This is a genomic window from Campylobacter sp. CFSAN093241 (genome assembly GCF_012889595.1).
In the GTDB taxonomy this organism is placed as follows: domain Bacteria; phylum Campylobacterota; class Campylobacteria; order Campylobacterales; family Campylobacteraceae; genus Campylobacter_D; species Campylobacter_D jejuni.
In genome coordinates, this window is record NZ_CP040612.1 from 1,310,382 (window position 1) to 1,334,757 (window position 24,376).

The following is a 24,376-nucleotide window of genomic DNA, read 5'->3' on the forward strand; positions in this document are numbered from 1 at the left end:
ATTTTGCAAAATGGAAAATTCTTTCTTATAAGCTTTATTTTAGTCATTTTATTTCTTTTACTTTACCTTTTTAAAGGTTTTTTACTTGTAATTATCATAGCTAGTTTAATGGCGGTAGCTACCTCAAACATCAATGCGAAATTTTTAAATCTTACTAAAGGGCATAAATTTTTAGCTTCCATTCTTACAACAACTTGTATGGTTTTGCTTTTCTTTGCACCTTTTGTTTATGCTATGATAGAACTTGCCAAAGCTTTAAAAAATTTTGATATTAATTTAGTTACACAAACTCTTGATTATGTCAAAAATTATCAATTTACCTTGCCTGAAAGCTTTAATTTTTTAGAACCTAAAATCAAAGAATTTTTAGCTTCTATAGATTTAAATAGCATTTCTAAACAAATTCTAAGTTATGCTTCAAGTTTTACAAAATCAGGAGCTAAATTTCTTATAGATATGGTTTTAATTTGCGTATTTTATTTCTTTGCAAATCTATATGGAACAGAACTTGTTATCTATCTTAAATCCATCATTCCTATTGATAAAAAAGAACTCGATGATGTTTTAAGCGAAGTGGGTAATGTTATGGCTGTTGTGCTTTACTCTATGGTAATTGTAGCAATATTTCAAGGTGCACTTTTTGGTTTAATCACAATGTTTTATGGTTATGATGGAATTTTAATGGGAGTAATTTTTGCTGTAAGTTCTCTCATACCTGCTATAGGAGGAGCTTTAATTTATGTGCCTGTAAGTCTTTATGAATTTGCCTCAAACAATCTTAACTCAGCTCTTGTTATTTTTATTTATTCTGTAATTGTAATTTCTTTTATAGCAGATACTTTAATCAAACCTTTAATCATCAAATGGATCAACAAAAAACTTGTAAAAACTCCCACTAAAATCAACGAACTTTTAATTTTCTTGGCCATGATAGCAGGAATTTCAACCTTTGGTTTTTGGGGTATTATACTAGGTCCTGCGATTTTAACTTTTTTTGTATCAACTTTAAGAATGTATGTGATTTTAAAAGATAAGAATTTAATTTAACTTGCCTTAAAAAAGGCAAGTTTTATGTTCTAGGCTTTTGAGCCTATCATTTTAGTAGGATCAACAAATTTATTGAAATCTTCTTCACTAACCAAACCAAGCTCCATTGCGCTTTCTTTTAAAGAAATACCTTTTTTATGAGCATTTTTGGCCACTTTAGCAGCGTTTTCATAACCTATGTGTGGATTTAGAGCGGTAACTAGCATTAAAGAATTATGAAGATTATGATCGATTTTTGCACGATTTGGTTCTATGCCTACAGCACAATGGATATTGAATGAATGCATAGAATCAGCCAACAAATCAAGACTTTGCAAGAAATTATAAATAATCACAGGCTTAAACACATTAAGTTCAAAATTTCCTTGACTTGCTGCAAATCCGATAGCTACATCATTTCCCATCACTTGTACAGCAACCATAGTAACAGCTTCACACTGGGTAGGATTTACCTTACCTGGCATAATCGAACTTCCTGGCTCATTTTCAGGAATGATAAGCTCACCAAGACCACATCTTGGACCCGAAGCTAACCATCTTATATCATTTGCAATTTTCATTAAATTTGCAGCCAAACCTTTCATAGCTCCATGAGTAAAATTAATCGCATCATGACTTGTTAAAGCATGAAATTTATTTGGACTTGAAATAAATTTTGTACCTATAAGTTGAGTTAGCTCTTCACTTACTTTTTGGCTTAATTCTGGATGTGCATTAAGCCCTGTTCCCACTGCGGTTCCTCCTATGGCAAGTTCTCTTAAAGTTGGTAAAGAAGCGATGATTTGCTCTTTTGAATGTAAAAGCATAGAAAGATATCCACTAAATTCTTGCGCTAGAGTAAGTGGAGTAGCATCTTGTAAATGCGTGCGTCCTATCTTGATAATACCATCAAATTCTTTTACTTTTTTTTCAAAAGTTGCAATAAGCTCATCAAGCGCAGGGATAAGCTTTTTCTCTACTTGCTCAACCGCAACGATACTCATAGCTGTTGGAAAAGTATCATTTGAACTTTGACTCATATTAACATGATCATTTGGATGTACAAGCTTTTCTTTGCGAAAATCCCCGCCCATGATTTCAGTGGCACGATTTGCAATAACTTCATTCATATTCATATTGCTTTGTGTGCCTGAACCTGTTTGCCAAATCGCAAGTGGAAAATTATCATCAAATTTACCTGCGATAATCTCATCGCAAGCTTGAACTATAGCATTTTTCTTAGCATCATCAAGTTTGCCAAGTTTGTTATTGACCAAAGCTAAAGATTTTTTAAGATTTGCAAAAGCATAGATTAAAACCTTTGGCATTTTCTCACAACCGATTTTGAAATTTTCAAAACTTCTTTCAGTTTGAGCTCCCCAATATTTGTCATTTGGAACCTTAACTTCACCCATGGTATCATGTTCAACTCTGTATTCCATAATTTTTTCCTTTGATTAAAATTTTATTTATTATAAGCTAAAAAAATAAATACTTTCAAAAACGTTTTCCCACTGAACTCATTAAATGCAATTCATAGGCATTATGAGAAAATCTATTCATTAACATAAACTGCCAAAATACATTGTTTTTATATAAAAATTCTGAATTAAAACCTTGACTTAAAATATTATCTTTTAATTTATATTTTTGAATAAAAGCAATAGGAAAATCAACAAAACTAGCCTTATTTTCTAAAGTTCTTCCATAAATTCTTTTTTCAAAAATTACAAAAGTAGAAAAAGAAGCTTGATAATCATCTTGCTCTATATTTTTAGCAAGATTAAAACCTAAATTTGCATTTATGCTATGATGTTTTAAACTTTCATAATTTTTAGCAAAAGGACTTTTATTTTCTTTAAAATCTTCTTGATAAAAAAAACTATGTGTAAAATACATTAAAGGATTAAAAATAAAATCTTGACCTAAAATAATATCTTTAGTTACACCAAGCTGGGCTGAAGTTTGCAATGTTTTATATTTGCCTTCAATTGGCTGCTCTACTACAAAACGATTAAGAGTATTAAATCCTACACCTATACCTAATCCACTTAATATTTTTATAAAATCTAAATCATGGTTATAATTAAGCAATAAATCCATGTTATAACTCTTCAAATCACTACCATTATTAAAATTAAATTTAGCGCTAGAAAGAGATAAAGCATAAGCTAAAAAGCCTGATGAGAAATTTTCTCCTAAAGAGATATTAGCACCTGTTTTTTGACCTGAAAAATCTTTATCTTTATAGTATTTATAACTTGGAGTAAGATGCCAAAAATATTCTTCATTGCTAAAAATTCTAGGTAAATAAGTACTAGCAAGTAAGATATTATTGTTTTGTGCAAAATTATTAATATTAAGAGGATGAAGGGTAAATAACATATTATTTTGCATTAAATTAGATTGATTATGATTACTAAAAGTGCTTAAATACCCTGAACCTTCTATTCTATTTAATTTAGTCTTTACATCTATTCCATTATCTAAAGAAGCAAAAAATTCCTGATAAGTCTGACTCAAGTCTGCCCTAGATCGCAATTGTCTTAAAGCATTTCCCAAGCTTGTATTAGGAATTTCGTAAGCATTTGGCTTTAAATTAGGTTTTATTAAGGTTTTATTAATACTCACTAAATCATCACTTAAAACAAAATCAAAATTTAAAGCATAGGTATTTTGTATCAAAACATGATTAAAAGATGATAAACTTTTTTCCAAATCTCCTAAATTAATTTTCACTGGCTTATTTAAGATATAGTATTTAGGTAAAGGAATATATTCTAAATTCCCGCTCTTAATATCATAAGTTTTTGCAATCAGTTTAGAATTTTTATAATTACCAAAATCAAGTTGCAATTTAGAATCAACTCCTTCTTGAGTATAAGTTCCTTGCACGGTTAAATCATTCAAATCTTCATTTCCAGGTCTAACTATGCCTTTATTGTTTAAATTTTGCCCTACAATACCATTACCGCTTAATATTGCTTTTTGTTCTACATAAGCATTATTTTTAACTTTTCCTTTAAGCTTTAATTCTCCTTGTTTGATTAAAGTTGCACCCTCATAAGTATTTTGACCACTGATAATCAAAATACCTTCACCTTCTTTAGATAACCCTATGTTAAGATTAGCTAAATGTGTAGGTTTATTAATAGCACTTGATAAATGAGTACTTTCATCCCATTTTCTTTGACTAATATCATTAGAAAATTCAGCATCATAACCTGCAGTGTTTATAGTATAATAAGCTGTATTAGGTTCTTGCTCATATTTTAATACATCCTGATCACTGAGTCTGTTTGCATCTAAAATACTCAGTCCTTTTAACGCCTTTTGTGCATCTAAAATTCCTTGTCCAAATAATTCTTCTTTCTCAACTCTAACTACTCCATTAATAGAACTAATAGTGGAAGTATTAAGTTTTTGTGACTGCGCACTATCTCTATTATCCCAAATATAATCACTATAATCAATCCATTGTCCATTAACTTGAACTTGTATTCCATTGTAAAGCTGTTTTAAATCCCGTTTTATTTCATCTTCTATCCCAGGTGGATCTTGCGAAATATACACAATAAGAAATTTAGGTTGATTTGTTCCATCGGTTACTTGTTTAACAGTAAATTTTGGAGCCTTATAATTTTTATTTGCTGTACTTAATAGTATATCAGCAATTTGCTTACCATCCAAAAAAGGGAAATTTTGCTTGACCAGTGCCGCTGTTCCACTTACCATAGGTGCTGCCATAGAAGTTCCACTTTTTTTTGTAAACTTATCATTAGTGCTTGAATCAACATTATTAATATTTACTCCAGCAGCAACTAAAGAAAAATTCGTAGCTCCCTTAAAACCATTACTAAAATCAGCCAAACCTTGACTTTTAATTATTAAAGTCCCATCTGATTCTAAAGTAATCTCATTTGCATCCAAAGCTCCAACAGCCAACCAAGCTCTTAAAGATTCATCATAACTTGGTAAAATCGCATGCAAAGCAGGGCTAAGAATTCCTTCATTACCAGCAGCAAATACATTTAATACTCCCTTGTCCTTGCTAAGCCTCATCATATCATTAGCAACCTTATCTGCTTTCATAACATATTCCAAAGGAGTATTACAGATATTATAGCTTGTTCCTTGATTAGTTTGAGTACAATCTACTAATCCAGAATTTGAAGCCTTAAGATTAAAATAAGGATAAAAATTAATACCCCAGCTATTATTAATAATACTCACATCTTTGAAAAAATTATAAATATCAGGAATTTGAGTGTAAGAGCCATTTGGAAACACCCCAGCTCCATAAAATTTTGCCCCATAAGCCACTCCATAAGGTTTGCTATCGCCTATCTTTGCTCCAACAGCTATACCTGCTACATGACTTCCGTGTGTTGATTTTTTCAAATCAGGTATAAGCTGTTTCCCAGCTGTATCAGTAGGATAAGTAGACTTTAAAATCTTATCCTTTAAACTAATATGATCTTGATTAAAAGCATCATCGGCTACACCTATTATAATAGTATCTCCACTATACCCTAGCTTATGTACTTTATCAATATGATGAAGTTCAAATTCGCTTAAAGCAAAAAGTTTACAAACTAAAGTTAAACAAAAAAATTTTTTCATTTCTATTCTACCGTTACGCTTTTAGCCAAATTTCTTGGCATATCCACATCATTGCCAAGTCTTATGGAAATTTCCATCGCCAAAAGTTGAGTAATGACCATCATTTCAAAAAATTCACACATATAATGATCTTGCTCATTGGTTTTTATAAAATCATCACTTAAATCAAATTCTAAAGGTGAAATGCTAAGCACTGTAGAATCCCTAGCAATAAGCTCTTCAACATTTGATTTTGTTTTTTCATAAAGCATATGCTTTGGCATTAAAGCTATAGTATAAAGCTTAGAATCAGCCAAAGCAATAGGGCCATGTTTCATCTCTCCTGCAGGATAACCCTCAGCGTGAAGATAAGATAATTCTTTAAGTTTCAAAGCTCCTTCTAAAGCCAAAGGATAAAACACATCTCTACCTATAAAGAAAAAGCCATGTCCATCTAAATAACGCTTGGATAAACGATGAATTTTTTCATGTAAAGCCTGTTTTACACTCACGCAATTTGGAGTATGCAAAAGTGCTTTAATTTCAGCAGAAACATTTAAATTTCTTTTTTGTGCCATAAAAATAGCAAGCATCCAAAGTGTTAAAACCTGAGTAGCAAAAGCTTTAGTTGAAGCAACTCCTTTTTCTATGCCCGCACGAGTTAAAAGACTTAGATGTGCTAAACGCACTATATTAGAATTATCCACATTGCAAATTGCAAAAGTCTTAGCACCCTGCTCTTTTGCAATCTTTAAAGCCTCTAAAGTGTCTGCTGTTTCTCCACTTTGAGAAATAACGATAAATAAAGAATCTTTTTTTATAATTGCTTCACGGTAGCGAAATTCACTTGCAATTTCTACTTTAGCTTTAACTTTAGCAATTCTTTCAAACAAATAAGCACTTGCCATTGCAGCATGATAGCTTGTTCCACAAGCACAAAGCGTGATTTCATCTACTTGACTTAAATCTTCATTGTTTAGCTCATCAAAAACGACTTCATCGCCTTGAATACGCCCCATTAAAACTTCACTCATCACGCGACTTTGTTCATAAATTTCTTTTTCCATAAAAAAACGAAAGCCGTCTTTTTTTGCATAAGCCTTATCACCTGAAAGCTTAGAAAAACAAAGTGATTTTAAAATATCATTTTCATAAACGACAAGCTCATCTTTACTCGCGTATCCCAAGCTTAAATCTTCAAGATACATTACCTCATCACAACTTCCTATCAAAGGCGCATCACCTGAAGAAAAATACCATTCTTTATTTGCATTTTTACCGATAATCAAAGGAGCAGCATTTTTTGCAAAATACACATGATTGGGATCTTTTTTTGTTACTAACAAAGTAGCAAAAGCACCGCGAAGTTCTTTGATGGTTTTTTGCCAAGCTTCAAAAACTCCCAAATTTCTTGCATAAAATTCAAAAAGCTGAACAATCACTTCTGTATCTGTTTGACTTAAAAAACTCACGCCTTCTTTTTCAAGTTTATCTTTAATTTCTTTATAATTTTCTATAATACCATTGTGAATCACGCAAGAATACTGTCCTAAATGAGGGTGTGCGTTGATTTCAGTAGGTTTACCATGGGTTGCCCATCTTGTATGACCTACAGCAAAACCATAACCTTGACTTTCAAAATCTGTGCATTTATTCGCCAAATTTTCAAGCTTTCCTACAGCTTTAAAAAAACTAAGTTCGCCTTCTTGCATCACTGCCATACCCGCACTATCATAGCCACGATATTCTAATTCTTTAAGTCCATTTAGTATAATTTGTTTTTTTTCATTATTTCCTATATAGCCTACGATTCCACACATTTTTTTACTCACTTATTAATAAATTAACTAACTTTTGCTCGCTATGTTCTAATTTTTCATTCTTTTGAAAAATAAAAATATTACGCGTCCTTTGTCTTATGGTTTGAATTTTTGCTGCACATAAAACAAGTTCAAGTTCATTAAAAACATTCATCAAATACGCCATTAAACCCTGCTGATCTTTGGTATTAAGACCTAATTTGGCATACATTTTAGAATAGTTTAAGTCTAATTTTAACTCCTCTTTTTTAATGATTGGCTTTTTAATTTTTTTCAAATTAAAACCAGAAAGATTTGAATTTAAAAGCTCACAAAGTTTTAGTTTTTGCTCATCACTGATAATATTATCATATTCAAACCTTAAATAAATTTTATCATCAAAAAGTTCAAAAAAATTCATAAAAATAAGATTTAAATTTGTTAAAGAACTTAAAATAATGGCAATATTAAAATGAAGTGGTGCAACAATTTGCAAACTAAGATTTGTTTCATTACTAAACCAAAATTTAAAATCATTTTCTTTGGCTAATTTAGAAATCATAACAATATCTTCAAAAGTATTTTTTATAATAAAAAGATTTGATTTGATATGTATGATTTTATCCTGCAAAATTTCATCTTGCTCTAAAAAAATCTTACTTCTTTTAAGTGTTAATTCTTTTTTTACCCTTCTTGCACTTTCTTCAAGTAGATTTTCATCTTCAAAACCTTGTTTTGCATTTTCTAAAAGTTTATCAAGAACTCTAAAATAAAAAGCATTATAATTTAAAGCCTTAGCCTTTAGCCAAGTTAAAGTATATAAAAGCTCTAAATTTTCTAAATTTTCTAGCTTAGAAACCAAACTACTTACAACAATAGGATTGTATATATCTTCTTTTTCTACAAGATCTTTTAAGGCATTATTGTTTTTAAATATTTTAAGACCCCATTCTAAAATTTCATTCTTTAAATCAAATTTGGAACAATACGCTCTATATATGCCTGCTAAAGAAATTTCATTTTCACTTTCTATAGCACTTAAAAGTATTACGAGCTTTAAAATCATTTTTTCATCGGTTTTAAGTTTTTGGAGTGTCTCAAGCTCATCTTCGTATTTTTCAAATTCACTTAACATAAGAAAAACTTGCTCATCAAAACTATAATTTCCTTCTTCATCGCTTAAAAAACGAACTGTCCAAAAAGGCTTGCATAAATCTTTTAAAATTCCACTATCAAGCAAAAGTTTTAAAACACAAAAACTATGCCTTTTATAAAAAATTTTCTCAAAAAGTATTAAAGCTTTTTCTATATCTTTTTTACCGTATTTCAATCTTCTTAGGGCAAAAACCAAGTTAAGATCGAAAATAACATGTTTATCTTCAAGTTTTAATAAGTATTCTAAAACTTCTACAAGAGTTTTAAATTTATATTCTTGTTTAAGAGTATAATTTAATCCATCTTGAATTTGCTTTGCTAAAAAGTGTGTATAAAAACCTATAGTATGCATACTTTGCAAAGCCTTTTGAACCAACAACTCATTTGCTCCAAAATGTTTTTTAGCTTTTTTATACATTAATTCACTCAAATCATGAACATTAATAAGTAAAAATTCATCCTCATCTTTAGCACTTAATAAATTCATCGCTGATTTTAAAGAAAGTAAAAAATCTCCAGCTAAACGCAACTCGCTTAATTTTTTTTCATCTATAAAATTTAAAGCATAATTTTTTGGAGAAGTCTTAAAAAGAACAAGCAAACTCTCTAAGGATCTTAAATGATTTAATCCGCCAAAATCTTTTAAGATATTAAATTCTTGCTTTATAAATGGAATGTCAAATTCTTTAAAATTTTCTAGCAAAAGCTTGGCAAAATCATTTTTATTTTCTTTTATAATACTCTCAAATTTTATCTTAATCCCTTTAAATAAAATCCTAGAACCACATATGAAACGAGTTTGTATTATAGAAGTCTTAAGCTCATTGCTAGCATTATAAAGTCCATTAAATTCTAAGATAACCGAATCAATTTGCAAATGCGCATCATTTAAAATTTCGATAAAAGCCTTAATCATAGGTTTTAAATGAAAAGCCTTAATATCTTTATAAACAAAAATCAAAGAAATACTTTCATTAAAACAAAGACTATTATTTGCATATGCTTTGCTTGCTAAAACACAAAAAGGGATATTATCATTTGGAGGTGAAAAATCATCAAAATAATCTTTAAGAACTATATCATAAGCTTTTTTTATGAAATTATCCATATTTTTAGAATGATATAAGCTAAACGCCCCTTGCTTAAGAAAAAAATTTCTACAACTTTGGGTATAGGAACTAAGATTTTTTTTAAAAATTTCTAATTCTTTATTTAACAAAATTTCTACTCTCTTTAAAATTTTAATATTTTAATAATAATCTTAACAAAAATATCTTTTATTTTGGCTTTTTCTATAAACTCTTTTTCAGTAAGCAAAAATTATAATGCTTTATTTAAAAACAGCAAAAGAGTAAAATTAAAATGAAAAATTTAATCACCAAACTAGAAAATGAAGAAAGATTAAACCAAGAAGAAGCCAATGCACTTTGGGATCTAGATCTTTTTACCTTAGGCAAATACGCTCACAAAAAACGCACTAAACTTCATGGAAAAAAAGTCTATTTTAATATCAATCGCCATATCAACCCAACTAATATCTGTGCAGATACCTGTAAATTTTGCGCCTTTTCAGCGCACCGAAAAAATCCTAATCCTTATTTGATGACTCATGAAGAAATCATGAAAATCGTCGATGAAACCGTAAAACGAGAAACCAAAGAAGTGCATATCGTTTCAGCTCACAACAAAGATACAACTTGGCAATGGTATTTAGAAATTTTTAAAATGATAAAAGAAAAATATCCTAATCTTCATGTAAAAGCTATGACTGCTGCTGAAATTGATTTTTTACATCGTCGTTTTAAAATGAGTTATGAAGAAGTGATAGAAAAAATGCTTGAATACGGCGTTGATTCCATGCCAGGTGGTGGAGCTGAAATTTTTGATGAAGAAGTGCGTAAGAAAATTTGTCATGGAAAAGTTAGCAGTGAAAATTGGCTTAAAATTCATAAACTTTGGCATGAAAAAAGCAAGCAAAGTAATGCTACCATGCTTTTTGGACATATAGAAGAAAGACATCACAGGATCGATCATATGTTAAGACTGCGTGATCTTCAAGATCAAACCGGTGGATTCAATGCTTTTATCCCTTTAGTTTGGCAAAGGGATAAAAGCTTTATACAAACTGATAAAATCATGGATAGTGAAGAAATTTTAAAAACCATTGCCATTTCTCGTTTAGTGCTTGATAATATCAAAAATATCAAAGCTTACTGGGCAACAATGACTTTAAATTTAGCCATGGTAGCACAAGAATTTGGAGCTAATGATTTAGACGGCACTATAGAAAAAGAAAGTATACAAAGTGCAGGTGGTGCAAAGTCCGCCAAAGGCACAAGTTTAAAAACTTTTATCGATATGATAAAAACTTCAAATCTTATTCCTGTAGAACGCGATAGTTTATACAACGAGCTAAAAACCTACTAAGGAGAAAAAATGAGCTTTTTTAAACTCAAAGAAAACAATACGAGTTTTAAAACCGAAGTTATAGCAGGACTTACTACTTTTTTAGCTATGGTTTACATTATCCCCGTAAATTCTAGCATAGTAGGAAATACAGGAATGCCTATAGAAGCTTTAATCACCGCAACAGCTTTAATTACCATAGTTGCAAGTGCTTTTAATGCTTTTTTTGCCAATACTCCTGTAGCTATGAGTGTAGGAATGGGTTTAAATGCTTATTTTACCTTTGCGGTTTGTTTAGGTCAAAACATAGCTTGGCAAAGCGCCTTAGGAGCTGTTTTTATTTCAAGTATTATTTTTCTCATACTTTCTTTTACGCATTTTCGCCTTTGGGTAATCCGCAATATCCCAAAAGATTTACGCCTTGCAATTTGTGCGGGCATAGGTTGTTTTATTGCATTTTTAGGCTTAAGTCAAATGGGTGTGATAATGCATAATAAAGATACCTTAGTCAGCATAGGAAATTTCAAAAGCCCTCATGTGCTTTTTGGAATTTTCACTCTAGCTTTAATCATCTTTTTTTGGGCTATAAAACTTCGCGGAGCTTTTATTTTGGGGGTATTAGCAAGCTCTATTATTGCTTGGATTTTCCATTTAGACAATGCAAGTTTTCCTGTGCAAATCTTTTCTTGGCCAAATTTTAGCATGGAAAATGGTTTAGGAGTCATCTTTTTACAACTTGATATCAAAAGCGCCTTAAATATTACTGTGATACCTATAATTCTTACTTTTTTTATCACTCAACTTTTTGATAGCATAGGAACTATCACAGGTGTGGGTGAAAGAGGAAAGATTTTTGATGATCCCAAAAATGGAGAAAAAAAACTAAGCAAAACCTTAATGGCAGATGCAACAGGATCAGCCTTAGGAGCTATGACAGGCACTTCTACAGTTACAGCCTTTGTTGAAAGCACTACAGGGGTTGAAAGCGGAGGAAGAACTGGGCTTACAGCTTTAGTTGTAGCTATTTGTTTTGCTTTTACACTTTTTTTACTGCCACTTTTTAAAGCCATTCCTGCAAACGCAATATACCCCGTACTTGTAATGGTTGGAATTTTAATGTTTATGGAAGTTAAAAATATAGATTTTAAAGATAGTGCTATAGCTGTAGCAAGCTTTTTTACTATTATCATGATGCCTTTTACTTACTCCATCACCACAGGTTTTGCTTTTGGTTTTCTTTCTTATTTACTTGTAAGAATTTTTAAACGCGAATGGGATAAAATCAATCTTGGCATTATAGTTTTAAGTTTATTATCTTTGGGTAATTTTTTACTTATGGCACTACAATAAATAAGGATATATAATGATATTTTACTCCTATGAAGAATTTAAAGAAGATGTAAAAATTCTTGCTAAAGAAATTAAAGAAGATTTTAACCCTGATGCACTTTTAGCTATAGCAAGAGGGGGGATGAGTTTAGGACACTCTTTAGCAGTGGCTTTAAAAACGCGTCAACTTTTTGCTTTAAACTCAATTCATTACGATAATACGAAAAAACTTGATACTATTGAAATTTTTAACATTCCCGATTTAAGCAAGCACAAAAAAATTCTACTCATTGATGATATAGTAGATAGTGGAGAAAGTTTAGCAGAAATAAAAAAAGTTTTGCTTGAAAAATTTCCTCATATAGAACTTAAAATTACAACCATTTTTTACAAAAAAACCGCTCTTTTAGAGCCTGATTTTAAAGTAAAAGAAGCTACTGAATGGGTGGATTTTTACTGGGATATAAATCTTGATTAAAAATTTGCTATAATTTTACTTTTAAAATTTTTAGGAGTTTTTGCTTGAGAATAAAATTTATATCTTTTATTTTAATTTTTTTTGCTATTTTTGCTTTTGCTAAAGAACAAAATTTAGATGATTTTGAACAAGAATACCAAAACTATCAAGTAAACGATCCACTTTCAGGATATAACAAAGCTATGACAAGTTTTAATGTGGCTTTGTATGATTATGGTTTGCGTCCCGTTCTTAAGGGCTATAACACTATCACTCCTGAATTTATAAGATTAGGGGTAAGAAATTTCTTTGATAATTTACTTGTTCCTTTGCGTTTTGTAGGCAATATTTTGCAGTTTAAATTTGAAGAAGCGGGAGAAGAATTTAAAAGATTTACCACCAATACCATTATGGGCTTTGGTGGACTTATGGATGTGGCATCAAAAATGGGTCTTAAAAAACATCCCGCGGACTTAGGAACCGTTTTGGCTCACTGGGGTGTAGGAAGCGGTTTTCATATTGTCTTACCTATACTCGGCCCTAGTAATCTTAGAGATACTCTTGCTTTACCTGCAACTTGGTATGCAAGTTTTACTGCTTACATTGATCCTACTTGGGCAAGTATAGCTATAAGTGCTTATGGATTTGGTAATGAACTTAGTTTTAGACTTGATGAAATTGATGAAATTTATCACAACACGCCTAATTTATATCCATTCTTGCGTGATGCTTACGAGCAAAGACGCAATGAACTTAGCAAATAAAGGAAAATAATGAAAAAAATATTTTTAATCTTGGCTTTATTTTTTAATGCTTTTGCCTTACAGCTAGATGAAATTTCTAGTACTATGCAAAAAAACATTGATGCAAGCTTAAAACTTTTACAAGATAGCAAAGAAGACAAAAAACAAGCTGCTGATGGAATTTTTAAACTTTTTGATAGCATAATAGATTATAAACTCATGGCAAAACTCAGTCTTTCGAAAAATTATTCTAAATTAAATCCAAAAGAACAAGAAAAATTTACCACAGCCTTTGAAGCAAGTCTTAAAAAAAGTTTTACCGATAAACTCAGTCTTTATAAAGATCAGGTTTTAAAGGTCAAAAATGGTGAGTTAAAAAATGAAAAACGCTATTTTTTAACCACTTCTATGGTAGTAGATGGGGAAGAAAAAAATATCATTTTCAAATTTTACAATGATAATAACAACTGGCTTGTTTATGATGTGGATGTTTTAGGTGTGAGTATAGTACAAACTTATAGATCACAATTTGGAGATATTTTAGCCAACCAAGGCTTTGATGCCCTACTTCAAAAACTTGAGAGTATTGTCATAGAATAATGTTTGCAAAGCTTTTAAAGTTTTTTATTTCTCGTCCAAAAAGTACTTTTTTTGGAACCTTGTTTATATGCCTGTTTTTAAGCTTTTTTGCTTTTAAGCTTAGCGTAGATGCAAGTGCTGAAAGTTTACTTTTAGAAGATGATGCAGATTTAAAAACTTTTAGAGAAATTTCAAAACATTATAAAAGTGATAATTTTTTACTTTTAGCCTTCAAACCCTATGATGAAAAACCTTTTTCAAATGAAAATTTAGCCAAATTAAAAAAACTTCATGAAGAATTAGAAAAGGTCCCTTTAGTAGAGCGCGTTTTTAGCATCATCAATGCCCCTTTGCTTCAAAGTTCACAAAATACGGATTTAAAAGAACTGTTAAAAAATATCCCAAACATAGAAAGCCAAGATACAAACCGCACAAAAGCCCGAAATGAAATTTTAAATAGTCCCTTTTATAAAAATAATATCATCTCAAAAGATGGAAAAGTAACAGGGCTTATTATTTACTTAAAGCCTGATACAGTTTATAATGATCTTGTAGAAAAACGCGATCTTGCTACCGATGAAAAAGAAAAAGATCAAATTCGTCTTGCTATAAAAAAACATCAAGACAAGCAAAAAGTTATCACGAAACAAAGTCTAGATACTATTAAAAGCATAGTTCGAAATTATGAAAAAAATAAAGATACGCTCTACCTTGGTGGCGTAAGCATGATCGCTGATGATATGATAGCTTATATAAAATCTGATCTTGTACTCTATGGTGTTTCTCTTGTATTTTTACTAGGATTTGCACTTTATTATTTTTTCCGTTCATGGCGCTTTGTTTTTTTACCTCTTTTTATTTGTTTTATAAGCTTAAGTGCAGCTAGTGGAGTTTTTGCACTTTTAAATTTTCAAATCACAGTTATTTCATCAAATTACATTGCTTTGGTTTTAATTATCACCTTAAGTGTAGTTGTTCATTTGATCACGCATTTTATCGAAAATACCCAAAATCATCCCAAAGCTAAAGTTGAGCGCATAGTGCTTGAAACCTTACTAGCCAAAGCAAATCCTAGCCTTTATGCCATTGTTACAACGATGATAGGATTTTTTTCTTTAATGCTTTCAAATATCGAACCTATCATAAAACTTGGTATTATGATGAGTATAGGTATAGGTTTAGCTCTTATCTTTAGTTATTTATTTTTAGCAAGTATCTTAGTTCTTTTAAAACCAAAAAACTATCATAAAAAAGAGTTTAAATTTAATCTTTTAGCCTTTTGTGCTAAAACCGCTCTTGATCCTAAAAAGCGTCGCATGATTTATGGAATTTCAGTTCTTGCTATAATCTTAGCTTTAATAGGCATTTCAAAACTCAGAGTTGAAAATTCTTTTGTCAATTATTTCAAAGATGGCAGTGAAATCAAAAAAGGACTTTTGGTTATTGATAAAAATCTAGGTGGAACCTTGCCTTTAGAAGTCATCATTCGTTTTCCAAATAATAAAAACGATCAAAATACAAGCAATACTCTTGATAGTTTTGAAAGCGAATTTGAAAATTTAGCCACACAAGAAACTTATTGGTTTGACTCTAAAAAAACACGCATTGCAAAAAAAGTTCATGAATTTTTAGAAAATAAAGAATTTGTAGGCTCGATTTTAAGTCTTAATAGTCTTTTAACCCTAGGGAAAAATATCAACGATGGAAAAGAGTTAGATGATTTTGCTCTTGCGTTTTTAAATGAGAATTTACCTGCTAAATTTAAACAAGACTTGCTTTCACCTTTTGTAAGTATAGAGAATAACGAGTTAAGATTTAGTATGCGTATTGTTGATTCTGATCCGAATTTAAGACGTAATGAATTTTTAATAGATCTTAAAAAACAGCTCAACGAGCTTGTAAAAAATGATGGAGTAGAAGTTCAAATCACAGGTATAATGGTACTTTATAATAATATGCTCCAAAGTCTTTTTTCATCGCAATTTGATACTCTTATATTTGTAATTTTAGCTATTTTTATACTTTTTATCATTGTTTTTAGAGATTTAAAATTTTCAGTTGCGGCTATATTGGTAAATGTTATTCCTTTAAGTGTGGTTTTTGCTCTTATGGGGCTTTTAGGTATTCCTTTGGATATGATGAGTATTACTATAGCTGCTATTGCTATAGGTATAGGCGTTGATGATGCTATACATTATATTTATCGTTTTAGGGAAGAAATTAAAAACAAAAGCCTAGAAGAAGCCATTATGATTTCTCACCTTAGTATAGGTTCGGCACTTTATTATACTACCATTAGCATAGTTTTAGGTTTTAGTGTTATGATGAGTAGCAATTTTATTCCAACAATTTATTTTGGAATTTTAACCGTTTTTGTAATGATTTTGCTTTTAAGTGGAAGTTTGTTCTTATTACCAAGCTTTTTAATCACTATTTATTCTAAGAAAACCAAGTTTCCAAACCAACATAAAGAGCATATATTAAAACAATAATAGCTATATATTTTAAAAAATTTTTCATTTTTATCCTTTGTTTAAAATCTTTAAAATGATTTTTGCAAGCTCTAAGGCTTTAAAACGATGAGAGATGTTATTCTTCTCATCCACGCTAAGCTGGGCTAAGGTTTTATCAAAACCCTTTGGAATAAAAAGACTATCATAACCAAAACCATTTTCACCTTTTTCTGTATCTATTACTTTTCCATGCATGGTTCCATGCGTACTAAATTCCCCCATCAAACCTACCATAGCAATAGCAGCAACATAATGCGCCTTACTTTGTTTAAAACCTTTTTTTATCATTTCATTGACAAGTTTATCACGGTTACTTTTATCATCGCCCTTACCACTAAATCGAGCAGAATAAATTCCTGGATTTCCTTCTAAAACATCTACACAAATGCCACTATCATCACTTAAAGCGATAAAATCTTTTTTTTGCTTTTCATCCAAAGCATTAAAAACCGCTCTTGCTTTAATCAAGGCGTTTTCTTTAAAAGTTTTTCCATTTTCTTCAATCTCAAAAGGCATTAGAACTTCATCAAAAGCATAAATTTCAAAATCTTTTAAAATTTCTTTAAGTTCTAAAACTTTATGTTTATTGCTCGTAGCTAGGATAATCTTCATAACAAAAGCTCCAAAATAATATCAAAAACAAAAATATGATTTTATAAAATTTATCCTTGTGCGTAGCTTTTAAATATCAAATGATAAAACGATGTTAATCAATGCTTAATCCATTTCATAGTAAAATTATCCTAATTTAAATTTCAAATTTAATAGGAAATTGATAATGCTAAACAATGTCTTACCCTTATCTTTCATAGTTGGAACAAGATTTTTTGGGCTTTTTATAGTTTTGCCAGTTTTAAGTCTTTATGCTTTAAAACTTGAAGGTGCTAATGAATTTTTAGTGGGACTTTTAGTTGGTGTTTACGCCTTAACCCAAATGATTTTACAAATGCCTTTTGGGATTTTAAGTGATAAAATTGGTCGTAAAAAAACCATGCTCATTGGACTGATTATTTTTATAATAGGCTCTTTAATCTGCTCTTTTGCGGAAAATATTTACACCATGCTTTTAGGGAGAATGCTCCAAGGTGCAGGAGCTATTGGAGCAGTAGCTACGGCAATGATAAGTGATTTTATCACAGAAGAAAATCGTGGTAAAGCCATGGCGGTAATGGGTTCTTTTATAGGACTTAGTTTTGCAGCCTCTATGGTCATTTCTCCTCTAATGAGTGCAAAATGGGGTTTATCTAGCCTTTTTGATCTTAGTGCGGCTTTGTCTCTTTTATGTATAATTTTACTGTATACCGTTGTACCTAAAGAAAATAAAATCACTCATGAAAATGAAAAAACTCCTTTTTTTCATCTTATTAAACAAAAAAATTTAGCCCTTATGAATCTTACTAATTTCATGCAAAAAATGCTTATGAGTATAGCATTTTTAAGTATTCCTATTATTCTAGTAAAACATTTAGGCTTTGCTTCTGATAAACTTTGGATTGTTTATAGCGCTTCTATGGTAGCAGGTTTTATCGCTATGGGCTTTGCTGGAAGTTTAGGCGAAAAAAGAGGTTTAGCTAAACAAATTTTACTCTTAGGAATTGTTTTTTTCATACTTTCTTATCTTTTTTTTGCTTTTAGTAATTCTATTGATTTTTTTATCATAGCAGTTGTGATTTTTTTTATAGGTTTTAATTTACACGAACCTATTATGCAAAGTTGTGCATCAAAATTTTGTAAAGTTCATGAAAAAGGTGCAGCATTAGGGTTATTTAATGCTTTTGGATATGGTGGAAGTTTTATAGGTGGTATTATCGGAGGGATATTTTTACATCTAGATACCTTAAATCTTTTAGCTATTATTTTAGTAATTTTAGCTCTAATTTGGCTTGTGGCATTATTTTTCTTAAAAAATCCAGCTGATTTTAAAAACCTTTATCTACCTTTAGAAACGCCTTTAAATTTCAGTACTTTTGGTGAAAATTTAGGGGTTGTAGATATTTATAAAAACTCTAAAAATCTTGTTGTTAAATTTGATAGCAAACTTACAAGTAAAGAAGAATTAGAAGGCAAATTATGAAAAAAATATTATTTTTATTCTGTTCTTTTTTTCTAGCTTTTGCAAAACCAAGTCTAGAGATACCCAAGCTCTCAAAACAAGCAAAATAAAACTTTATTTTAGAAAATGTCAAATTTAATTATAATGGCACAATATATAAAATTTTTATAGCTAAAAACAAGAATGAAAACTCAAATTATAAATATAAAATCATTTATTTACTCGATGGAAATGCCTTTTTTCCTCTTTTTTTAAATCTTTTCAACACTCCTGTCAAAGAAAATCTTTTAATTATTGGAATAGGTTATGATAATAATTTAGCTTTTGATACACAAAAACGCACTAAAGATTATACGCCTACAACAAATTTAAATAAACAAGGTGGAGGTAGTAAAGAATTTAGAAATTTCTTAATAACCCAACTCATCCCTTATATCAACAAAATGTATCCTATTGATTTTAGCCATCAAATTCTCTTTGGACATTCTTTTGGAGGACTTTTTGCCATTGATACACTTCTTTATGATAGTAAGATTTTTAGTCATTATTTTATTATTTCACCTTCTTTATGGTGGGATAATAGTGAGTTTTTACCTAATATCATAAAATTACAAACTTGCCCTAAAATTTACATCGGATTAGGTTCATTGGAAACAAATTCAAGTATTATCAAAGGTGTAACTAAGCTCAATGCTCAAAAACTTAGCGAAAAAATATCCAAAGAAACTAATTGTAAAACTCATTTTAAACTTTTTAAAAATGAAACTCATGGAAGTGTCATATCTAAAGCTATGCTGTGGATGAAAAAGCTTCTTGATCTTAATTAATCATTGCTTTTATCATCACTTTTGCCTTGCAATCTGCACAGCAATAAAGTGTTTTGATTTTATTCTCATCATTACCAAATTTAGGCTTCATTAAATTGGCTATTTTTTCTACAGCTTTTTTGGTCGCAAATTCTTTACCGCATTCTATACAGGAAAAAAGCTCATCTTTTGCCATGGTTTGATATTCAAAATAAGAAGCTCTAAACTCCATTCCACTACGAAATAATTTTAAAGTATCTTTTTCAGCACAACTTAACTCACAATACCCACAAGTCGTACAAAGAGAAGCATTGAATTTCAAAGCATTTTCTTGTTTATCAGCGATTAAAGCTCCTACATTACAGGCACCCACACAAGAAAGACAAAGCGTACAGGTATTAGGATTGATTTCTACCTTACCATAACGCAACCATTCGCCACTTTCTATACTACCAAAATCTTCATTTTTTATCATTTCTTGCATTCTTTTGGCAAAATTTTCTCTTGTAGTTAAGGTGTTATTATGAAAATCATATTTTAAATCTTGTATGAATTCTTGCTCTTTTAAAACATTTTGCAATTCTTTTTCATCTTTAGCAACAAAAATAGCTTTTTTTTGAAATTTTCTCTCAAAAAAAGTATTTAAAAGCATAATGGCTTCATTGCTACCACGAGATACAAAGTCCGTATAAAAAACCAAATTTGCACCACTATTTTGCAAAAGTGTTAAAAAATGCATAGAAGAAAGCCATTTTTCACCCTCTATCATAAAGGGTAAAACATCTTTTGGTAAAGCAAGATTTAAATTTTCTAAAGACATTTTTTTAGGAATGATTAAAATTTTTTTATCTTTATAAAACTCACAAAGGGTAAAAAAACTTTCTCTTGGCATAGGAGCATAATCAAGCGATCCGCTAGGACACACACTAATACATCCTCCACAACCCAAACAATCCACTTGAGAAAATTCTAAATGCTTTTTTTCATCATCTTTTAAAATCGCCACAGTAGGACAAATTTCAGCACATTTTGCACAATGCTCACTGCGTCTTTCATGGTATTGACACACGCTAGCATTATAGCTAATATAAGTTTTATAAGGATATTTTGGACTTTTGCTTTGCAAAAACTCTAACAATGCTTCAAGATTTTCAAAATTTAAAAGATTATAACATCCACTTTGTCTTGTAAAATCTTTACGCACAACGCTTAAATTTTCAGCTTTAAAAAGTAAAAAATCAAAATCTATTTCCACTTCTTCGCCTTGATTTTTAACCACAGCACAAAGCTCCCCCACACTTCCAAAAACAGCTAAAATTTCTGCACTACTTAAAGCAATAACCTTAAATCCATGTTCTTTTAAAAACTCTACAGTTTGAGTATCACTATCTGCCAAAATCAAACGATTTTGCACTTCTTTGCTTTGTTCTAAATCAAGCCCTAAATCATAAACGCTAGCCCTTGCTTCATAAAGCGTTAAAACATTTTTACTTTGCTCTAAAATTTCATCTTGAGAATTTTTAAGATAAAAGTTAATCTCAGGGGCATAAATTTGTGCTTTTTGATTTTTATCATTGCAAATTAATGCTTCTTTATCATTTGCCTGATCTAAAATTTCAATAGCATCAGGCAAAGGGATTAAAACATCATTTTTTATATAAACAAAATCTTGCATTGTCTTCCTTAATCTCTTTAAAACATCATTTTATAAATTCTATGTTAAAATAACCAAATATTTTCTTAAGGCTTAAGATGAACAAATTTAGAACTTTTCCACAGATTAACACTCTTATTGAAGATGAGAGTTTAAAATCCTATCCTTTTTATATCAAAGCATTTTTTTGTAAAAAAGTTGTCGCAAAACTAAAAGAAAATTTTTCCCAAGATGAAATTTCTAAAGATAAACTACTTTTAGAAATCAAAAAAGAAATCAAAACTTTTTACCGCAAAGATTTACAAAGTGTGATCAATGCAAGTGGAGTGGTTATACACACAAACCTTGGCAGAAGTGTAATCCATGAAGAACTTTATGAAGCGTGTAAAGATATCATTTGTAATTATTCTAATGTAGAGTTTGATTTAGAAAATGGAAAAAGGGGCTCTCGCTATGCTTTGGTGTTGGAAAAACTTAAAATGCTTTTTGAATGCGAAGATGCTTTAGTAGTCAATAACAACGCTGCGGCAGTTTTTTTAGTGCTTAATTCTCTTTGTTATGATAAGGAAGTCATAAGCTCAAGAGGAGAACTTATAGAAATTGGCGGAAGTTTTCGTGTGCCTGAAGTGATAAAGGCTGCAGGTGTAAAGCTTTGCGAAGTTGGAACTAGCAACAAAACACACTTAAAAGACTATGAACAAGCTATCAGTGAAAATACCGCTCTAATTTTAAAAACCCACAAGTCTAATTTCGCTCTTATGGGTTTTCATAGTGAAGCAAATATAAAAGATCTACATGAACTAGCAAAAGAAAAAGGGCTTTTGAGTTATTATGATCTAGGTTCTGGCTGGTGTGAAAATTTAAATGAAAAGCTGATTAAAAATGAACCTAAAATCAAAAAACTCGTACAAGAATGTGATATTTTAAGTTTTAGTGGAGATAAACTTTTTGGTAGTGTGCAAGCAGGCATTATACTTGGAAAAAAAGAACTCATAGAAAAACTTAAACAAAATCAACTTTTAAGAATGCTAAGAGTGGATAAATTAACTCTATCTTTTTTAAACGAAAGCTTAAAAGCTTATTTGCAAAAAGATTATGAAAAAATTATTACCTTAAAACTTTTAAATGATGACTTATCCTTTATAGAAAAAAAAGCTTTAAGAGTGCAAAAAGAATTAAAATTTCAAACCCAGCTTAAAAAAAGCAAAAGTTTAGTAGGAGGAGGTTCTATGCCTGATAAAAGTTTAGATACTTATATACTGACTTTTCAAGGAGATGCTTTAAAACTACAAACTCGATTTAGAAAAGAAAATATCATAGGACGCATTGAAAATGATGAATTTGTTCTTGATTTTAGAACTATACGAGAAAACGAACTTCAAAAACTTATTCTTATAATCAATCAAATGGAAAACTTATGAAATCTGTTATTATAGGAACCGCAGGACATATTGATCATGGAAAAACTTCACTCATTAAAGCTTTAAATGGTTTTGAAGGCGATAGTTTAAAAGAAGAACAAGAAAGACAAATCACCATTAATTTAAGTTTTTCAAATCTTAAATTAAAAGATAAAAACATTTCTTTTATCGATGTTCCAGGACATAAAGATTTGGTTAAAACTATGGTAAGTGGAGCTTTTGGCTTTAGTGTTTGTTTATTTGTCGTAGATATTAACGAAGGTTTAAAAGAACAAAGTTTAGAACATTTAGAAATTTTAAAAATTCTTGATATTAAAAATATCATTTTAGTGCTTAGCAAATGCGATCTTTGTGAAAATATAGAGCAAAAAAGTGTAGAAATTTTAGAAGAGTTAAAAAATTTAGATTATCCCATTTTAAAAGTATTTCACACCAGCATAAAAAATAATCAAGGCATAGAAAAATTAAAAAATTATCTTTATACCATAGAAAACAAAGAAAACGATGAAGAACTGATTTTTCATTATTATATCGATAGAGTTTTTTCTCTAAAAGGCATAGGAACTGTCGTTACAGGCAGTCTTAATGAAGGAAGCATCACTTTAAATGAAAAAATCATCTGTTTAGATACTCAAAAAGAACTCATTGTTAAAAATATACAAAACCACGATACTAATTTAGAGCAAATCAAAGCTTGTAACCGTGTGGCTTTAAGTTTAAATTGTGATTATAAAGAGTTAAAAAAAGGTTATTTGCTAAGCAAAAAAGGTTATTTTAAAGCCTTTAAAGAATGCGATGCTTTAGTTAAAGCAAAAAATTTACAAAATAGCAAAATGATTTTTTGCGTGGGTTCAAGACAAATAGAATGCAAAATAAATATATTAAAAAAACTAGAAAATGATGAATTTTTTGTGCATTTTAGTTTTGATAAAAATGTATTTTTAAGTTTTGATGAGGCTTTTATTTTATTACAAAACAATCGCGTTGTAGGCGGTGGTAAGGTTTTAAATCCTTTAAGCGAACCTTTAAAAAAAGAACAAAAAAATAAATTTTTAATGTTTTTGAAAAATAAAGATTTTAAAGCAGCTTTTTCTTTCTTAAAAGACGCACATAAATACGGCTTTGGTTTGCTTTCAAGCTATCAGAGATTTAAACTCTCTCATCAAAAAGCATTGAAATTAGCAAAAGAATTAAATCAAGTATTTGTCGATGAAAAAAATCTTAATGTATATCATTTACAAAGCCTAAAAGAAATTAAAAATTTCATCAAATTCATACTTGAAAAAAATCCTTATGCCATGCTTTCAGCACATTCTTTAGCTTTAAGGATTACTTGGGCAAGTGAAAATTTTTGCGAACTTGGGCTTAAAGAAATGTCAAATTTATTGGATTTTCAAAATGGAATTTATTTTAAAAAAGGTATAGATTTTGAAAAACTTCAAGAAAAAAATAATAATCAATTATATGAAATTTTAAAAAAACAAGGTATTAAACCCGAAGCTCCTTATAATCTTTATGATTTTTTAGAACTTGATAGAAAAAGCGGAGATAATATACTCAAAAAACTTACCCAAAAAGGCTTGGTTGTAAGACTTTCACACAATCTTTTTATAGAAAAACAAGCTCTTGAAAAACTTATGCAAGAATGTTTAAATTTATTAAAAAATCAAAGTCTTGATGTGCAAAGCATGAAAGAATATTTCAATCTTTCAAGAAAATATGCTATTGCTTATTTAGAATACTTAGACAAATTTCCTCAAGTAAGCAAAGAAGCTGAAAAAAGATTTTTAACAAACATTTAGAAAATCATTATAGAATTAAACATAATTTATT

Annotated in this window: 17 protein-coding genes; 11 read left to right on the top strand and 6 right to left on the bottom strand. The window is 29.8% G+C overall.

Features of this window, described 5'->3' with window-relative positions; translation table 11 throughout:
* Positions 1-3: 3 nt before the first annotated feature.
* On the top strand, positions 4-1,047 hold the full coding sequence (locus FBE96_RS06690) for an AI-2E family transporter (RefSeq protein ID WP_002862038.1): 1,044 nt from the start codon (positions 4-6) through the stop codon (positions 1,045-1,047).
* Between the two features lie 29 nt (positions 1,048-1,076).
* Here FBE96_RS06690 and fumC read toward each other — a convergent pair whose 3' ends face one another.
* From fumC to FBE96_RS06710, 4 genes are read right to left on the bottom strand one after another with little or no spacing between them, the layout of a single operon-like run.
* The gene (fumC, locus tag FBE96_RS06695; RefSeq protein ID WP_002875258.1) at positions 1,077-2,468 is read right to left on the bottom strand and encodes a class II fumarate hydratase; all 1,392 of its coding nucleotides are present in this window, start codon (positions 2,466-2,468) and stop codon (positions 1,077-1,079) included.
* A gap of 55 nt (positions 2,469-2,523) precedes the next feature.
* Complete coding sequence (locus FBE96_RS06700) at positions 2,524-5,649, bottom strand: S8 family serine peptidase (RefSeq protein WP_002858452.1); 3,126 nt, start codon at positions 5,647-5,649, stop codon at positions 2,524-2,526.
* A 2-nt stretch (positions 5,650-5,651) separates the two neighbouring features.
* The gene (glmS, locus tag FBE96_RS06705; RefSeq protein WP_002855784.1) at positions 5,652-7,448 is read right to left on the bottom strand and encodes a glutamine--fructose-6-phosphate transaminase (isomerizing); all 1,797 of its coding nucleotides are present in this window, start codon (positions 7,446-7,448) and stop codon (positions 5,652-5,654) included.
* Positions 7,449-7,452: 4 nt separating this feature from the next.
* On the bottom strand, positions 7,453-9,801 hold the full coding sequence (locus FBE96_RS06710) for a hypothetical protein (protein WP_002905926.1): 2,349 nt from the start codon (positions 9,799-9,801) through the stop codon (positions 7,453-7,455).
* Positions 9,802-9,944: 143 nt separating this feature from the next.
* Between FBE96_RS06710 and mqnE the strand changes: the two genes are divergently transcribed.
* From mqnE to FBE96_RS06740, 6 genes are read left to right on the top strand one after another with little or no spacing between them, the layout of a single operon-like run.
* Positions 9,945-11,009, top strand: a complete 1,065-nt coding sequence (mqnE, locus tag FBE96_RS06715; RefSeq protein WP_002858079.1) for an aminofutalosine synthase MqnE — start codon at positions 9,945-9,947, stop codon at positions 11,007-11,009.
* Between the two features lie 9 nt (positions 11,010-11,018).
* Positions 11,019-12,338 (top strand): NCS2 family permease, encoded by a 1,320-nt coding sequence (locus tag FBE96_RS06720; RefSeq protein ID WP_168952587.1) that lies wholly within the window; start codon positions 11,019-11,021, stop codon positions 12,336-12,338.
* Positions 12,339-12,351: 13 nt separating this feature from the next.
* Positions 12,352-12,795: a phosphoribosyltransferase family protein gene (locus FBE96_RS06725; protein ID WP_002852389.1), complete on the top strand. Its 444-nt coding sequence runs from the start codon at positions 12,352-12,354 to the stop codon at positions 12,793-12,795.
* Positions 12,796-12,839: 44 nt separating this feature from the next.
* A complete protein-coding gene (locus FBE96_RS06730; RefSeq protein ID WP_002855971.1) occupies positions 12,840-13,538 on the top strand; it encodes a VacJ family lipoprotein in 699 nt (232 codons plus the stop codon).
* 9 nt (positions 13,539-13,547) lie between these two features.
* Complete coding sequence (locus FBE96_RS06735; protein WP_002856450.1) at positions 13,548-14,117, top strand: phospholipid-binding protein MlaC; 570 nt, start codon at positions 13,548-13,550, stop codon at positions 14,115-14,117.
* On the top strand, positions 14,117-16,588 hold the full coding sequence (locus FBE96_RS06740; protein ID WP_002898710.1) for an RND family transporter: 2,472 nt from the start codon (positions 14,117-14,119) through the stop codon (positions 16,586-16,588). Before FBE96_RS06735 ends, FBE96_RS06740 begins: the two co-directional genes overlap by 1 nt.
* A gap of 30 nt (positions 16,589-16,618) precedes the next feature.
* Here the strand turns inward: FBE96_RS06740 and rdgB are convergent, their stop codons facing one another.
* Complete coding sequence (gene rdgB, locus FBE96_RS06745) at positions 16,619-17,221, bottom strand: RdgB/HAM1 family non-canonical purine NTP pyrophosphatase (RefSeq protein WP_002855675.1); 603 nt, start codon at positions 17,219-17,221, stop codon at positions 16,619-16,621.
* Between the two features lie 166 nt (positions 17,222-17,387).
* Here rdgB and FBE96_RS06750 point away from each other — a divergent pair, with 166 nt between their 5' ends.
* On the top strand, positions 17,388-18,683 hold the full coding sequence (locus FBE96_RS06750; protein ID WP_002856075.1) for an MFS transporter: 1,296 nt from the start codon (positions 17,388-17,390) through the stop codon (positions 18,681-18,683).
* Between the two features lie 95 nt (positions 18,684-18,778).
* Positions 18,779-19,489, top strand: a complete 711-nt coding sequence (locus tag FBE96_RS06755) for an alpha/beta hydrolase (RefSeq protein ID WP_223209794.1) — start codon at positions 18,779-18,781, stop codon at positions 19,487-19,489.
* Here FBE96_RS06755 and FBE96_RS06760 read toward each other — a convergent pair.
* Positions 19,482-21,143, bottom strand: coding sequence for a 4Fe-4S dicluster domain-containing protein (locus FBE96_RS06760; RefSeq protein WP_002856509.1), 1,662 nt, complete (start codon positions 21,141-21,143; stop codon positions 19,482-19,484). The two genes, FBE96_RS06755 and FBE96_RS06760, sit on opposite strands and share 8 nt — an antisense overlap.
* Before the next feature lie 77 nt (positions 21,144-21,220).
* Between FBE96_RS06760 and selA the strand changes: the two genes are divergently transcribed.
* A complete protein-coding gene (selA, locus tag FBE96_RS06765) occupies positions 21,221-22,543 on the top strand; it encodes an L-seryl-tRNA(Sec) selenium transferase (RefSeq protein WP_002871972.1) in 1,323 nt (440 codons plus the stop codon).
* Positions 22,540-24,345, top strand: a complete 1,806-nt coding sequence (selB, locus tag FBE96_RS06770) for a selenocysteine-specific translation elongation factor (protein ID WP_002871973.1) — start codon at positions 22,540-22,542, stop codon at positions 24,343-24,345. The genes selA and selB overlap by 4 nt, the downstream gene beginning before the upstream one ends.
* Positions 24,346-24,376: the final 31 nt, after the last annotated feature.

Excerpts from the sequence above, each read along its gene's own strand:
- fumC (WP_002875258.1), bottom strand. The coding sequence starts at position 2,468 with ATGGAATACAGAGTTGAACATGATACCATGGGTGAAGTTAAGGTTCCA.
- FBE96_RS06700 (WP_002858452.1), bottom strand. The coding sequence starts at position 5,649 with ATGAAAAAATTTTTTTGTTTAACTTTAGTTTGTAAACTTTTTGCTTTA.
- glmS (WP_002855784.1), bottom strand. The coding sequence starts at position 7,448 with ATGTGTGGAATCGTAGGCTATATAGGAAATAATGAAAAAAAACAAATT.
- mqnE (WP_002858079.1), top strand. The coding sequence starts at position 9,945 with ATGAAAAATTTAATCACCAAACTAGAAAATGAAGAAAGATTAAACCAA.
- FBE96_RS06720 (WP_168952587.1), top strand. The coding sequence starts at position 11,019 with ATGAGCTTTTTTAAACTCAAAGAAAACAATACGAGTTTTAAAACCGAA.
- FBE96_RS06725 (WP_002852389.1), top strand. The coding sequence starts at position 12,352 with ATGATATTTTACTCCTATGAAGAATTTAAAGAAGATGTAAAAATTCTT.
- FBE96_RS06735 (WP_002856450.1), top strand. The coding sequence starts at position 13,548 with ATGAAAAAAATATTTTTAATCTTGGCTTTATTTTTTAATGCTTTTGCC.
- FBE96_RS06740 (WP_002898710.1), top strand. The coding sequence starts at position 14,117 with ATGTTTGCAAAGCTTTTAAAGTTTTTTATTTCTCGTCCAAAAAGTACT.
- rdgB (WP_002855675.1), bottom strand. The coding sequence starts at position 17,221 with ATGAAGATTATCCTAGCTACGAGCAATAAACATAAAGTTTTAGAACTT.
- FBE96_RS06750 (WP_002856075.1), top strand. The coding sequence starts at position 17,388 with ATGCTAAACAATGTCTTACCCTTATCTTTCATAGTTGGAACAAGATTT.
- FBE96_RS06760 (WP_002856509.1), bottom strand. The coding sequence starts at position 21,143 with ATGCAAGATTTTGTTTATATAAAAAATGATGTTTTAATCCCTTTGCCT.
- selA (WP_002871972.1), top strand. The coding sequence starts at position 21,221 with ATGAACAAATTTAGAACTTTTCCACAGATTAACACTCTTATTGAAGAT.
- selB (WP_002871973.1), top strand. The coding sequence starts at position 22,540 with ATGAAATCTGTTATTATAGGAACCGCAGGACATATTGATCATGGAAAA.